The sequence below is a fragment of the Vibrio sp. Vb0349 genome (assembly GCF_033338975.1).
In genome coordinates, this window is the sequence record NZ_JAWOTS010000047.1 from 1 (window position 1) to 14,243 (window position 14,243).

General features: G+C 40.5%; 17 protein-coding genes. All 17 read left to right on the forward strand.

The genetic code is table 11. The annotated features are described in order from the left end of the window. Nucleotides 1-104: 104 nt before the first annotated feature. Nucleotides 105-725: a hypothetical protein gene (locus R7Q47_RS22335; protein WP_248486797.1), complete on the forward strand. Its 621-nt coding sequence runs from the start codon at nucleotides 105-107 to the stop codon at nucleotides 723-725. Nucleotides 726-831: 106 nt separating this feature from the next. Continuing rightward, nucleotides 832-1,248 (forward strand): lysozyme inhibitor LprI family protein, encoded by a 417-nt coding sequence (locus R7Q47_RS22340; protein WP_017821968.1) that lies wholly within the window; start codon nucleotides 832-834, stop codon nucleotides 1,246-1,248. Nucleotides 1,249-1,777: 529 nt separating this feature from the next. Continuing rightward, nucleotides 1,778-1,951, forward strand: a complete 174-nt coding sequence (locus R7Q47_RS22345; RefSeq protein WP_248486795.1) for a hypothetical protein — start codon at nucleotides 1,778-1,780, stop codon at nucleotides 1,949-1,951. Nucleotides 1,952-2,105: 154 nt separating this feature from the next. After that, entirely contained in the window at nucleotides 2,106-2,516 is a 411-nt protein-coding gene (locus R7Q47_RS22350) for a cytidine deaminase (protein WP_021033956.1), read from the forward strand. 135 nt (nucleotides 2,517-2,651) lie between these two features. After that, nucleotides 2,652-3,764: a YecA family protein gene (locus R7Q47_RS22355; protein ID WP_248486793.1), complete on the forward strand. Its 1,113-nt coding sequence runs from the start codon at nucleotides 2,652-2,654 to the stop codon at nucleotides 3,762-3,764. A 117-nt stretch (nucleotides 3,765-3,881) separates the two neighbouring features. Then, nucleotides 3,882-4,271: a DUF4345 domain-containing protein gene (locus R7Q47_RS22360; RefSeq protein WP_138940481.1), complete on the forward strand. Its 390-nt coding sequence runs from the start codon at nucleotides 3,882-3,884 to the stop codon at nucleotides 4,269-4,271. 139 nt (nucleotides 4,272-4,410) lie between these two features. Next, nucleotides 4,411-4,812 (forward strand): HIT family protein, encoded by a 402-nt coding sequence (locus R7Q47_RS22370; RefSeq protein ID WP_023585550.1) that lies wholly within the window; start codon nucleotides 4,411-4,413, stop codon nucleotides 4,810-4,812. 185 nt (nucleotides 4,813-4,997) lie between these two features. Beyond that, nucleotides 4,998-5,855, forward strand: coding sequence for a hypothetical protein (locus tag R7Q47_RS22375; RefSeq protein ID WP_248486791.1), 858 nt, complete (start codon nucleotides 4,998-5,000; stop codon nucleotides 5,853-5,855). Nucleotides 5,856-6,080: 225 nt separating this feature from the next. Beyond that, a complete protein-coding gene (locus R7Q47_RS22380) occupies nucleotides 6,081-6,338 on the forward strand; it encodes a hypothetical protein (protein ID WP_069485881.1) in 258 nt (85 codons plus the stop codon). A gap of 135 nt (nucleotides 6,339-6,473) precedes the next feature. Then, nucleotides 6,474-6,854, forward strand: a complete 381-nt coding sequence (locus R7Q47_RS22385) for a nuclear transport factor 2 family protein (RefSeq protein ID WP_020838827.1) — start codon at nucleotides 6,474-6,476, stop codon at nucleotides 6,852-6,854. 757 nt (nucleotides 6,855-7,611) lie between these two features. Further along, the gene (locus R7Q47_RS22390) at nucleotides 7,612-8,028 is read left to right on the forward strand and encodes a hypothetical protein (RefSeq protein ID WP_025539159.1); all 417 of its coding nucleotides are present in this window, start codon (nucleotides 7,612-7,614) and stop codon (nucleotides 8,026-8,028) included. A gap of 223 nt (nucleotides 8,029-8,251) precedes the next feature. Next, on the forward strand, nucleotides 8,252-8,761 hold the full coding sequence (locus tag R7Q47_RS22395) for a hypothetical protein (RefSeq protein ID WP_020838844.1): 510 nt from the start codon (nucleotides 8,252-8,254) through the stop codon (nucleotides 8,759-8,761). A 689-nt stretch (nucleotides 8,762-9,450) separates the two neighbouring features. Continuing rightward, nucleotides 9,451-9,852, forward strand: a complete 402-nt coding sequence (locus tag R7Q47_RS22400) for a DUF2007 domain-containing protein (protein WP_025789463.1) — start codon at nucleotides 9,451-9,453, stop codon at nucleotides 9,850-9,852. 384 nt (nucleotides 9,853-10,236) lie between these two features. Continuing rightward, on the forward strand, nucleotides 10,237-10,590 hold the full coding sequence (locus tag R7Q47_RS22405) for a hypothetical protein (RefSeq protein ID WP_176225792.1): 354 nt from the start codon (nucleotides 10,237-10,239) through the stop codon (nucleotides 10,588-10,590). A 1,316-nt stretch (nucleotides 10,591-11,906) separates the two neighbouring features. Then, a complete protein-coding gene (locus R7Q47_RS22410) occupies nucleotides 11,907-12,416 on the forward strand; it encodes a GNAT family N-acetyltransferase (RefSeq protein WP_042522774.1) in 510 nt (169 codons plus the stop codon). Nucleotides 12,417-12,548: 132 nt separating this feature from the next. Then, the gene (locus R7Q47_RS22415) at nucleotides 12,549-13,154 is read left to right on the forward strand and encodes a DUF922 domain-containing protein (protein ID WP_238939371.1); all 606 of its coding nucleotides are present in this window, start codon (nucleotides 12,549-12,551) and stop codon (nucleotides 13,152-13,154) included. Between the two features lie 145 nt (nucleotides 13,155-13,299). After that, nucleotides 13,300-14,055: an abortive infection family protein gene (locus R7Q47_RS22420; protein WP_248486789.1), complete on the forward strand. Its 756-nt coding sequence runs from the start codon at nucleotides 13,300-13,302 to the stop codon at nucleotides 14,053-14,055. Nucleotides 14,056-14,243 lie beyond the last annotated feature (188 nt).

The window sequence follows — 14,243 nt, forward strand, 5'->3', positions numbered from 1 at the left end:
TATGCGTTGGTTTTAGTGTTTAAGGTGGCTTGCGGCGGCTTCTATATTGCGTTGCTCACCCCTTAACAGGGCGTTATATTTTCTTATCAATTTCGGAGTAAGGTTTGAGTGAAATAGCAGAAGCTGTAGAGAATCTAGAGGTACTTCTTGGTTTGCCAAAGGGATTTTACCGTAAACTACATCAAGAGGATGATTGGTCATTTATTATCAAGTTAAGTGCGCTATTCGAAGCAGCTAGCACAGAAGCGATAGCTTCAAAACTCCAGCATCCTGAGATCTCTAGTGCTTTATCCAGTCTAGAGCAAGCTCACCCTCGGCACGGAAAAATTGCACTGATGTTGAAGCTAGGAATTATTAGTCCAGAGCAAAAAACATTCCTTCTTAAATTAGCCGAATTAAGGAACAAGTTAGTTCATAACATTTCAGAAGTAGCCTTTGACTTTGAAACTTATATGAGCTCATTGGAAAATGGTCAAAAAAAAGCACTGGCTAAGATACTTGGTCATGGTGTTAATCCAACATTTAAGATCCAAGGTGTTTCCTTAAATCGTACGGATTTCACCATTGAAAACCCTAAAATAGCAACATGGGTTACAGCTAATGAAATCTTGGCTTGCTTGCACGCAGAAATTGCGCATGGTGTAGATATGCAAGAGATTACAAGGCTTGGTATATCAGTAATCGAAAATATAACAAAGCGTTTAAGCCAGATTCCCAACGCTTAGCGACTTTAGTGTTAACGTTAGGGGATGTGTTTACGGTGTAGTAGTTAGGTAGTGTGGCTGCGTTGCTCACTACTTAACGCGGCGTTATGTGCTTTAGGAGAAAACGATGAATAAGTGTCTAATCATCATATTAGCTAGTCTTTCATTTGGTGCTCTTGCTGAAGAAGAGTCCATTGACTGTAATAATGCGATGACCACAATCGAGATAAACCAATGTACTGCTATTGAACTAGAGTCAGCACAAGTTAAATTAGACAAATATCTAAACACTAGCTTTGAGCACAACTCTCATGACCCAGAACTGATCGCAGCAATTAAGCTTGCTCAACAGGATTGGCAAGCATATATGTCCTCTCACTGTGATTCGGTTTATACGCAATGGCGTGATGGAACTATTCGTGGAGTTATGGCGATATCGTGCAAAACTAAGTTAACTAAGCAAAGAACGCACGAGTTATGGGAAAACTTTTTAACTTATATGGACAGTACACCACCAGTTTTACCGGAGCCAAGTGTAGAGTAGGTTTCAACCACGCACATAACAAACTGTTCAAGAGTGATTCGCAACGCGTGGCATTTTTGCTATGCGTTGAATTTAGTGATTAAGGTGGTATGCGGGGGCTTCGGTATTGCGTTGCTCACACCTTAACAGGGCGTTATGTTTAAAGGATAAAAATGTCAGCTATCAACAGTGTGAGTCTCTTCTTCGCGATATATTTTGGTACTTCAATCATTGTATTCAGACTGCCATTTGATATGTCTGGTGCGTATTTTGACTTCATTGTTTATCGGTTTTTACCTGTTTGTACAGCTTGTTACTTGGCATTTGTAATCTTTGGGAAAGTGTATGGGCAGTTATGGCTCATAGACTTAGGCATAAAGCCGGTTTCAATCGATGGCAGGTGTTAATATTCTCTGGGCTTTTTGCATACCCGATTATCGCAATTCTTCTATTACCATTTTTTCGCGTTTTATTAATTACTACGATTTTAACAGGGCAAGGCTATTGTCATGTCGGCAAACTCTCAAACGCTGCCGAGGGTAGGAGGGTTATGTTTGGTCTTAGTGATATCACGATTGAAGCCCCTCAGTCGAATCGCACTTTTTGGTACCCTACGAAAAAGCTGATGCGAGATAGCATTGATATAGGTAGCATGGTTGAAGCTTGTGGTAAGCAAGGTTGGCTTGGGTTTTACATTGAAAAGGTCTCTGTTCGTGGGAAATAAACATAACAAATTGTTCAAGAGTGATTCGGCACGCGTGGCATTTTTACTATGCGTTGGTTTTAGTGGTTAAGGTGTTATGCAGAGGCTTCGGTATTGCGTGCCTCACACCTTAACAAGGCGTTATAGCGCACGATAAAATTGAATATGGATGGTCATGGATAATATCGAAAAAGAGCTCTATCAAGCAGCAATAGAACTAGTAAATATGCGATATCCTTCTGGTTGGGGTGGAGCTGCGGCTGTTAGAACAGAGTCAGGAAAAATATTAACAAGCATTGCTCCTGATACTAAAAACGATGCTCTTTCACTATGCATGGAGGTGGGAGCGTATTTAGAGGCTCACAAACTCAATGAGCGAGTGACCCACTCATTATGCCTGTGTCGTGAGAGCGAGAACGATGAATTTCTAATTTTGTCACCATGCGGAGTTTGCCAAGAGCGCCTCGTCCATTGGGGTGGGGATGTCAAAGCAGCAATTACGACTTCAGGGAATGCATTGGTTTTCAAGACTATACGAGAATTAATGCCTCATCATTGGTCACTTGTAAACGGCAAAGCGCTATAACAAACTGTTTAAGAGTGATTCGCAACGCGTGGCATTTTTACTATGCGTTGGTTTTAGTGTTTAAGGTGGTATGCAGTGGCTTCGGTATTGCGTTGCTCACACCTTAACAGGGCGTTATAAAGCAGAGGAACATCAGTGAAACTTGGAAGAAATGAGCCATGTTGGTGTGGCTCAAAGAAAAAATACAAACGTTGTCATTTAGGGCGTGATAAACAAGCTCCTGTTGATAAAGGTACGATAATGAAAGAGATGAATAGCTTCAACTCAAAAAAATTTTGTAGCGTACCAGAATCGATGAAATCTGAATGTTCAAAGAAAATCATCAAAGCGCATTCAGTATCAAAAAGCTCCTCCCTAAAATCTATAGCAGCAGATGGACATGTTTATACTACCTTCAAAACAAATCATGACTTCTCTATGTCTACAAGAGTCCGTCCAAAGAAAGTAGGTATTAACCAAGCCTCAGTGTTTACTGGTTTCTGCTCAACTCACGACAAAGACATATTCGCTCCGATTGAAGACAATGCGTTTGATAAAAGTCCATACCATTGTTTTCTTGTGGCATATCGATCTTTATGCCGAGAACTTTTTGTAAAAGAGAGCGCTGCAAATACATTTAGCTTTGCCCAAGAGTTAGATAAAGGTAAATCTCTTAGTGAACAAGTTATGATACAACAAATGGCTAAATACTATGGTTCAAATAATGATCTTACAATGGGAGACCTGCGGTACCTGAAGCAGAAGCTTGATCACATGTTTACGGCTACTGCCTTTGATGACTTACATCACTTAGTCGTGGAACTTGAATTACCTCCGAGGGTTATGACCAGTGCGGTACTGGGGTATACGGTTGGCTTCGATGGTGAACTGCTTCAAACGATATCTAATGATCCCAAGGATGTACCAGATTATGTGTTCATTAACTCTTTTGCTTCTGAAAACAAAGGGTACATTGTCTTGTCGTGGTTGAAAGAGCATTCAAGAAGCAATTTAAAATTTGTTAACCAACTCCTTCAGACAGGTTCTGTTTCAAACTCACTTTCTATTTTCACCTTCGCAATGGTTGAAAATATTTACATATCACCAGAGTGGTGGGAAAGTCTAAACGAAGCAGAGCAAGAAAAAATTTGTGCTATTTATGCTCAAGGCGCTACCGAGCATACAGACAATAATGTGTTAGTTGGAATTCCGGTCTTGGATGAAAACCCTCTAATAAACACGGTCACAGTTGGGGAGTTTGCTTTATAACAAAGCATTTAAGAGTGATTCGCAACGCTTGGCAGTTTCGCTTCGCTCAAGTATAGCCAAGCGCTGCTCACACCTTAATGCGGCGTTAGGCATCTTTTCGAACCTAAGGGAGTAGGTATGTCGAAATTATTAGTTTACTTAACTGCGCTATTCTTTTTGCTCTACGGAGCTATTTTTGCAGTGTTCCCGGTAGAAATGGCAAACTTAATTACAGGCTCAAGCCCTAATTCTACCTCAGCGACTATTGATTTTAGGGCTACGCATGGTGGTGCCCAGTTTGCAGTCGGTCTTGCTTTGATACTCGTCCTCAAGATTAAGCAAGATGTAACTTTGGCTTTAGTCATTGTAGCTATTACATTGTTATCTATGGCGTTTGGTCGTCTAATTGGTATCTTGCTTGATGGTCAACCTAATACACTAATGTATGTTTATTTAGTTGCAGAGTTACTTTTTGGGTCATTGGCTCTATACCTGAGAAAGTCAGAGGCACCGGAAGCCAATGCCTAACAAACTGTTCAAGAGGGATTCGCAACGCGTGGCATTTTCACTATGCGTTGGTTTTAGTGTTTAGGGTGGTATGCGGCGGCTTGGGCATCGCGTTGCTCACCCCTTAACAGGGCGTTAGCATACTTTGATAGGAGTTCAGATGGCTACGATAGTCGAACAAATTGTTAATCGTGAAATTGACTCGGTCATCGTGTACGAATCTGACCAAGTTATAGCTTTTGCAGACCATGATCCAATCAACTTTGGGCATATTTTAATTTGTCCTAAGACTCAATACCGTACTTTCATTGACCTGCCTGAGTCTGTGTTTTTTGAGATCACCGACGTTGCAAGAGATTTATATAAACGTATAGAAGCTAAGTTCAATCCCGATGGTATCGGCTTTATGCAAAACAATGGAGAGACACCTCATTTCAACGAGCTCGATCACTACCATTTGCATATTTTCCCTAGGTTTCATGGCGACCAGTACGGTTGGGTTAGTAGTGAACTTGGAATTCAAACTATGGATAAACTAAGAGAATCACTTAAAGATCTATGAGCATTGAAAAAGTATGCTAACAAATTGTTCAAGAGTGATTCGGCACGCGTGGCATTTTTGTCATGCGTTGGTTTTAGTGGTTAAGGTGGTATGCGGTGGCTTAGGTATTGCGTGCCTCACACCTTAACAAGGCGTTATGAAACTTCCAATTTGGCTAGGTCGAAAATAATTAAGAGGTAATAACAATGGATATTGCTTTTTGTACTATTGATGGAAAAGAATGGTACGCAGATGAATTTTGGGCGTTAGGTGAAAAAGCTATAGTAACTATGCGCCGAAATCTGCAATGTACTTCTTGTAAAGGCGATGCTTGGTTTAGAAAATCTAGTTATGGGAACAAAGTTCCCCATTTCTGTGCCCATCATTCTGAAGATTGCACATATGCGACAAATTATGAAGTCATTGATGATGGCGATGGAGGCGATGGACAGCCTGCGGCTAATCCAGACTCAGGCATAGTTTTGGATCTTGGCTTAGATAAAAACTATGAAGTGGATGTTCAAACCCCAGCACCGAAACCGGACACTCCTGTGGGAGAGCGAAGATCAGGAAAAGAGGTTAAAAATGGTGGTGGTAAAGATTACCCTGCACATCTAACGCTTAAAAACACATTATATAAGCTAGTTCGTTCCGACAAGCTCTATACATCTGATTCTAAAGTAACAATACCTAATGCTCCCATTCAGGGTTTACCAGAAAAAGCGAACGAGTTATTTGTAAACTTTAAAGATGTCCACGAAGGGTACAACGGGCTAAGTCGAGTTTATTGGGGCTTTATCAGTGACGCTGGCTTTACTGCAGATGGTAGGCTTTGGTTAAACGCAGGTAATCGCACCGATGGCTTAAGTGTTTCAATCAATCCTGATATCACAGAAGAGTTCCGAGCTTACTTTAAGGTAGATAAGTCGTTAGACCAATTAGAGGGTTGTCATGCGCTTATCATTGGTGATTGCTACTATGCAACAACAGGAAAACCAGTAATTTGGTGTGGTAGTTTGGATTACGTTGTGCTTCGCCGATACAACTTTGACAAAGTTTCATAACAAAGCATTTAAGAGTGATTCCCAACGCTTGGCATTTTTCATTCTATCGTTGGGTTTTGTGTTTACGGTGGCATGGTTTAGGTTAGGTGGTAGCGTTGCTCACACCTTAATGCGGCGTTAGTTGCCAACGAGAAAATCGCAGCTAAAACAGAATGTTTAGGTCTAATTGTTCATGTGCTTTGATCTATTCTGCACTTAGAACTTCGGGATCTTGGCTCGCGGGAATTGAGCATCGATCTTTTCCTAGTTTGGTTTGCCGTTTCAGAAGCCGATTTACTTGTTGAAAGTCAGCTTTGTGGCATTGTTTTTTCAAATGAGCTTTTTGGTGTTGTTAGGCTGCATTCTACGGCGCTGTTTGTTCCAAGTGGTTTCAGTGACAGGCGCTTTGAAACTGCGCCTGATTTAAGTTCTTCAAAACACGTAAAGTTCGTGTTGGCAAAGTTACAATTAATTTCAAATCAAAGCGTTAGACTTGGCAACTAACAAAGCATTCAAGAGGGATTCACAACGCTTGGCAGTTTTGGTTTGAATCGGCTTTAGTGTTTACGGCACAATGGGTTAGGTTGGGCGGCAGCGTTGTTCACCCCTTAATGCGGCGTTATGTGCTTGGAGGGAAAAATGAATTCAAAGGAAGTTGTCGTAGCATTTTGGGAAGCAATGAAAACTAATGATTTCGCGAAAGCGAGCGAGTGGCTTAGCCCTGATTTTGAAGGGTTTTGGCCTCAATCTGGTGAGCTTACTGTTGGGCGAGACAATTTCACAGCAATCAACTCTTACTATCCAGCAAATGGTATTTGGGAGTTTGTCGTTCATTCAATTGTCTGTGATGGCGAAACGGTCGTCACTGATGTTTCTATAACTGATAGCGTGCAAAAGGCGCGTGCTATTACTTTTCATACTGTAGAAAATGGGCTTATTCGAAAACAAAAAGAGTTCTGGCCAGAGCCAATGGAAGCGCAAGAATGGCGCTCCAAGTGGGTGAGTGTTGTACAAGAATAGGCTACGCACATAACAAAGCGTTCAAGAGGGATTCTCAACGCTTGGCGGTTTCGGTTCAAAGTTTAGCTTTAGTGTTTATGGCACAATAATTTAGGTTTGCTGGCTTGCGTTGTTCACCCCTTAACGCGGCGTTATACATAATAGGCATGTGATGAAGGTAATAAGTAAGTTTACAATTCAAGAGCATCGATGCGCTTATGAGAATCGCCCGCTCAAATCCGCGTTATTTTTCGATGGAGTGCAATTAAAATTCAAAACTCCAGGATATGTGATTGAAAAGCAGTTTGAGCTTAAAAATTACTATTTACTGTTTCTAAATTGGGACTGTTCGTTTGAGGAAGGTTGTGAGGTGCTAATAATCAATAAACAACTAGAATTAGTCGGAAGTTATAGCTTTAAACCATTTTATAATAGTTTCAACCTTAGTTCTGTATGTGAAGAAAAAAAGGATCATTATCGTATTGTTTTTGACTCAACAGAAAGTTATGAGTTAGTTGTTAATTATCCCAAGAAATGCTGGTTCAGTAGAGTCTTGGTTGTGAATAAATATTATGTATAACAAATTGTTCAAGAGTGATTCGGCACGCGTGGCATTTTCACTCTGCGTTGGCTTTAGTGGATAAGGTGCTATGCGGAGGCTTTGGTATTGCGTGCCTCACACCTTAACAAGGCGTTATGTGTTTTCGCCAAATTTGTAGCTACAAGGTATTGATAATATGCATCATAATAATTTGAAAGGAAAATCGGTAATATTACTATGAAGTACAGTGTTCTTTTTACCACGATAATTCTTCTATTTCATACTCCTGCGAATGCTATTCAAATGAATGAAAATGAGATTATTACGTTGGAATTGTGTCAAGATCCCACTTTATCCGTGTCGACGGTTTCATTTACACTCATGAGCAATGCTGTAATTGAAAAACATAGCTACAAAAATGGAAAGCCTTTAACTTTTAAGCACAACATAGAGAGAACTCACGTAGAAGGTGGAACTTATTACCTGTTTACAGATTGGAGTGAAACTGAAGTTGGCACCAAAAAAGCTATTACTATCGAATATAGTGGTAAGTCAATTAATAAATACTCAGCGGAACTAATTGGTGAAAGTGTGGACAGTGCATTATTACTGAACGCTAAAAATGAGTTTTATATCTGTCGTGATAGAAAATAGCTGCCACATAAACATCAACACATAACAATCTGTTTAAGAGTGATTCGCAACGCTTGGCATTTTTGCTATGCGTTGGTTTTAGTGGTTAGGGTAGTATGCGGAAGCTTTGGTATTGCGTCGCTCACACCTTAACAGGGCGTTATGTACTTTTTTGTATTAAGGAGTAGAAATTGACAAAGTTGTTTGAAGGTATAAAGAAAGACCGTACCAATGCAGACATTGGATGCTAAATAAAGCTCCTTTCTATAATGAAGGTTATAAAACAGCAGCGCGAGAATTAACCGTAAATTATGGTGATAGGCTCACTAACGAAAAAGATACTCTGGTTTTTCCCATAGTGTTTCTTTATCGACAGTATTTGGAATTGACACTCAAAGATATCATTCGAGAGCTAGATAGAAAATTAGGCTATAACAGAAATGACAAGATCCTTTCTCAACACAAGCAGTTGCCTCTTTGGGATACAGCAATAAAACAATATGACGCTCTTATAAAGCGAGATAATATTACGCTTGTATTCACTCCTAAATTAACCAAAGAACGTAAAATTGTTAATCAGTTTAATCAAATTGATGAGGACTCTTTTTCTTTTAGGTATGCAACAGACAAAAAAGGAAATGAAACCCTTAAAGGAGTCGAGTACATAAGTGTTGATAATTTTAAAAATCAAATTGAGTTGGTTGTGACTTACGTAGATAGAATGGTTGAAACACTTTGCCACACAAGTACATAACAAACTGTTTAAGAGTGATTCGCAACGCGTGGCATTTTTACTATGCGTTATGTTTAGTGGTTAAGGTGGTATGCGGCGGCTTCGGCATTGCGTTGCTCACACCTTAACAGGGCGTTAGCTTACTCTCTAAAAATCAGAATCTTATAGCAAATGTTTAGCACCGAACTAAATCGAGATATCGTGCTCTGGCAATGTTTTATCTTGTACTCGTTTTGTTCCTAACTAAGCTGTTCGGTTATCAGTTATCAGTTATCAGTTATCAGTTATCAGTTATCGGTTATCGGTTATCGGTTTGATATCAAGTCGGTGCAAATTCAAGCATCGCCTCGTTAGGTGTCAGTGACAAAGTCCTCGCGTGAAATCAAGCAATTCAAATGTCAGCTTTTGTGTGTGAAGTTCCGTGAGTCTCCACGCTCGGCGGTTTTGGTTTAGTTCAAGGTAATTCAAAGCTCAAACCTGTAAATTCGGCTCAGTTGTCTGTCTCAAGCTCCTACTTCATAGTGTAGTAGGTCAGTTTTTTGATATACAATGGCTTGCATGAATTAAGCTAACAAGGCGTTCAAGAGGGACAGTCAACGCGTGGCGAGTTTGGCTCAAATCTTGGAATAGGTGTTTACGGCGGCAAATTGAAGTTTGGTGGCAGTGCGTTGCTGCCCCTTAACGCGGCGTTATACCACAAGGAGTAAAATGTGATTGTAGTAGCAAGGTTTTCTTTTCCTCATGAAGCCCATATTGCGAAAGCGAGCCTAGATAGTGCCGGAATAGAAAGTCACATCGCTGACGAGCACACGGTGAATACTCAGTGGCTTTATTCAAACGCCATGGGCGGTGTTCGTCTGATGGTGGCCGAGAGTGATGCAGAGGAAGCGAAACAAATACTTAGTAGTGACTTCTCGGAATCATTGGAAAATGAAGTTGCCGTTGATGAAGCAAAAGATGTTTGCCCTAACTGTGGTAGCACAGAGCTATTTGCATTTACAAAAGGTAAGCGTCCAGCTTTCTTAGTATTTATCTTACTGGGTTTTCCACTGTTTTTTTACAAGCATGGTTACAAGTGTAAGCAGTGCGGGGAGTTCAGTGAAAAGCTTTGAGTAGTGGTATAACAAAGCGTTTAAGAGGGATTCTCAACGCTTGGCGGTTTTGGTTCAATGTTTGGCTTTTGTGTTTAAGGCACAATGGCTTAGGTTGGGTGGTTTGCGTTGTTCACCCCTTAACGCGGCGTTAGCTGCTCAAGAATGGCGCATAGCAAAATTGAATAGCTTTAAACATTAGTAACTTGTTCTAAAGGGGACATTTTGACTCATTTCATTTGAGTCTATTTTCCATACGTTTGAATTTTTTATGTGTTTTGTTGCGCACGTGATGTTAGTAGTGTTCAAAATGGCGTAAAATCAGTGGGTTGGTTTAAATGGTTTATATACAGCTATAAGAAGAACGTGTATTGGGTGATGCCCAGTTCATTTAGAGAAGATGATATGAGTGAAATAGATATTAAAAAATTTACGGCTGATGAATTAACTAAAGAAAAAATCTCAGAGTTAGTCGAAGCCAAAGGTTCTTTTCAAGTTGTTGCGGTACGAGATATCTCATTTGTGGTTAACAGGCTTGAGGGAGTAATAGAAAAACAAGGAATGAGCTGTCGTGTATATACTGAGTACCGCAGTGCGGCAATGGGAGGAATGGCTATACCAACAGGAGTGACGCAAGTTACTGGTTTACTTACGGCAATTGGTGTTGGTATCCATAATCTGGCGACCTATAATCCTGACTATGAAATTGCAAAAAACAAATTCAATAGCACAGTAACAGTTATCTATCAGAGAGATTAGCGAAGGTAGCAGCTAACAAACTGTTTAAGAGTGATTCGCAACGCTTGGCATTTTTGCTATGCGTTGCGTTTTGTGTTTATGGTGTTATGCAGGGACTTTTGTATTGCGTTGCTCACACCTTAACAGGGCGTTAGTACGGGATTGGCATGAACGGTAAAAATTTCGGTGTTTATCAGTTCCGTTTTCTAGCTTTTCACCGGATCAAATGTGCCTTTCACGTTCTTTCCGGTGGCACTATGTGCGGAGTGTTCGCGTCGATTTCACCGTTTACGGTTTCTAACTTTGGGGCTATTTCGTTGGCGCGGTTTCTTTTGTGTTGTTGGCTTTTTAGCTTTCAATTCTGTACTTTGGTGTGGTTGTCAAAGTTCGGTGACCGAATCTTTTGCTAATTTGAAACTGGTCAAAATAGGGGAGTTTGCGAGTTTTCTTCTAGCCAACTTACGTTTTGAAGTTGAGTTCTAGCTTGGCAGTTTTCCTTTTGGCCTCAACGTATTAAGCCACAATTTTCGTGCTATATTTCAGTATCTCGGTGCAAGCCAAAAGGTTTAGGAGCAGCGTACTAACAAACAATTTAAGAGTGATTCGGCACGCGTGGCATTTTTACTATGCGTCGGTTTTAGTGGTTAAGGTTGTATGCGGTAGCATCGGTATTGCGTGCCTCACACCTTAATTGGGCGTTAGTTTGCAAGAGGAAAAACGCAGCTATATCGCAAGATCTAGTGGTAAAAGCTCAAAGTTGAAATTGTCGTATCGGCGTTCAATTTCAGTGTTAACTAACATGGTGAAAATCCAAAATTGGCATCGTTTCAACGGTTGATTTGTTCTTTGGTGCGGTGACTTTGGGGTTAACTGAGTCGCAGTTTTTTGCTGAAACTCTGCTCGTTGAGTTTGTTGGTACAAAAGCCGATTTACTCGCTGAAATGGCGTTTTCTCTGGTGTGGTAAGTTCATGTGGTTTCAGTTGCTTTGTTGAAAATCCGCATTGTGAGATTTGTTTTCCAAAAGCGCTTTTTGGTGTTGTAAGTTCGTTTTCTGCGGCGTTGTTTGTTCCAAGTGGTTTCATTGACTAGCCGTTTTTAGACTACGCCTGACTTAAATGCATCAAAGCACTTAAAGTTTGTTGTTTGCAAAGTTTAAAATAACTTAAAATCAACGCTTTGGGTTTGCAAACTAACAGACTGCTCAAGAGGGATTCACAACGCGTGGCATTTTTACTATGCGTTGAATTTAGTGATTAAGGTGGTTTGTGGCGGCTTTTGTATTGCGTTGCTCACCCCTTAGCAGGGCGTTATAAAGCTCGAAGAAAAAGGACATTTCGTGGAAATTCGAACAGGTAAACTTGAAGATGTTGCTGGTATCACCGACATCTTTAATTTTTATATTGAGCACACTAATGCACGCTTTGAGGAAGTTCCATTTACTCTGGAAAATCGTCAGAAATGGTTTTCTCAGTTTTCTAGCACTACCAAATATCAACTATATGTAGCCACAGAAAACGGCGTGTTGCTAGGTTTTGCATGTTCCCAACAGTACAGAGCAATTTCAGCTTTTGACGACACCGTAGAAGTGACCGTTTATCTGGCACAAGAAGCAAAGGGGAAAGGTTTAGGTTCTAAACTATATACTCAGTTGTTCTCATCAATTCGTGCCTATGGTGTCCATCGTGTATTGTCGGGTGTTGCATTACCAAACGACGCATCAGTTGCATTACATAAACGGTTTGGTTTCAGAGAAGTCGGAGTTTTCAATGAATATGCGAAGAAACATGGGCAGTACATAAGCTCAGTGTGGTTCGAAAAGGCGTTTAACGTAGAGTCCGCTTTATAACAAACAATTTAAGAGTGATTCGGCACGCGTGGCATTTTTGGTATGCGTTGGTTTTAGTGGTTAAGGTGGTATGCGGTAGCATTGGTATTGCGTGCCTCACACCTTAATTGGGCGTTATATGCTTCAAGGAAAATGATGAAAAAAATCGCACTTTCAATAGCTTGCTTAATGGCCTCCAATCAGGCTAATGCTGACGTTAGGTTAGACTTTCCCTTCCAGAAAAAGTTTGAAGTGTATGAGATTAGCGGCAATAGTGTTGAGGAAATTGAACACTCTTTTAACTCTAGACCTGACTTTCTAGTAAATGAGGGCTTTGACGGGTACACCGCGTGGAAATATGACTTCCATACGCATGATGATTCTTGCGAAATTCATGAATTTGATCTTGAAGTTACCTATGCACTTCCGAAGTTTGAAATGTCTAGGACTTCAGCTGAATCAGCTGAGGAGTTTCGCCCATATCTTGAGAAGCTCTATCGACATGAGCAGACTCATTGCGCGCTTGTAGTTAAGTCGATACACGAAATGTATCTAGCCTTCAAACTTGGACAGCGTGGAGGGTGTAGTAGCGCAAATGATAGAGTCATTGAGCTTGAAGGTGATTTGGTGGAAATTAATGCCCTGTTTGACGTTTATACATCGCACGGAGAAATTGAATTAGCAGAGTCTCCTTTTGGAGAGGAGCCTTACTTGAAAGTATGCGAAATACCTTTCGCGCCAATGTCACCACGCATATAACAAGAAATTTAAGAGTGATTCACAACGCTTGGCGCTATCACTTTAAGTGAATTTAGTGTTTATGGCACAATTCTTTAGGTAGAGTGGTTAGCGTTGTTCACACCTTAATTTGGCGTTATGTTTTATAGGAAATTTCGAGAAGTAAATGAGTGAGTTAGATCATTTGGAATCCCTATTCGATAGGGTCGAATATCTACAGAATTTGTTAGTTGCGGAAGCAACTGGCGGAACTGGAGATAACAGTGATTACCAAACTATTAGAGCAGAGTTACTTGGTAACCCTACCATAGCTCAGATGATTCCTCGATTTGTGAAAACCAATCGTAATCTAGAGCAATTTTGGCAGTTTATAAAATTTGAGTATGGAAGTTATGCTGAGCGTCGTCAGTTCCTATGGCAAGAGTTTAATCCACTCCTAGAGTTCCTAGAAAAAGGTCAGTCTCATCCAGCTCAACAATCAATTTCTGAAGTTCTACAGAACTTTGATTCTGAAAGTATCCATCATGCATGGACTAAAGCTTTAGAGCGAAAAGTTAGAGATCCGGAGGGAGCAATTACAATTGCAAGAACCATTTTAGAAAGTGTGTGTAAGCATATTCTTGATGAAAAAGGTGTTGAGTATAATAGCACATCCATTGAACTCTCCGAGCTGTATAAGTTGACGGCAAAGGAGTTAAATATGGCACCAGAACAGCACAATGAACCCATATTTAAACAGATTCTTGGTGGTTGCTCAGGGATAGTAAATGGTTTAGGAACCCTACGGAATAAGCTGGGTGACGCTCATGGTCAAGGTAAGCGTCCAGTAAAGCCACAAGCAAGGCATGCAGAGCTTGCTGTAAACTTAGCTGGGACAATGTCACTTTTCTTAATCTCTACATATGAGGCAAATAAAACATAACAAACTGTTTAAGAGTGATTCGCAACGCGTGGCATTTTCACTATGCGTTGGTTTTAGTGATTAAGGTGGTTTGCGGCGGGTTCGGTATTGCGTTGCTCACCCCTTAACAGAGCGTTAGTTGCCAATCGGATAAACGTAACCAAATCAAAAGGTTTAAGACTAGAAGTGCTAAAATCTAGAAGTGAAAT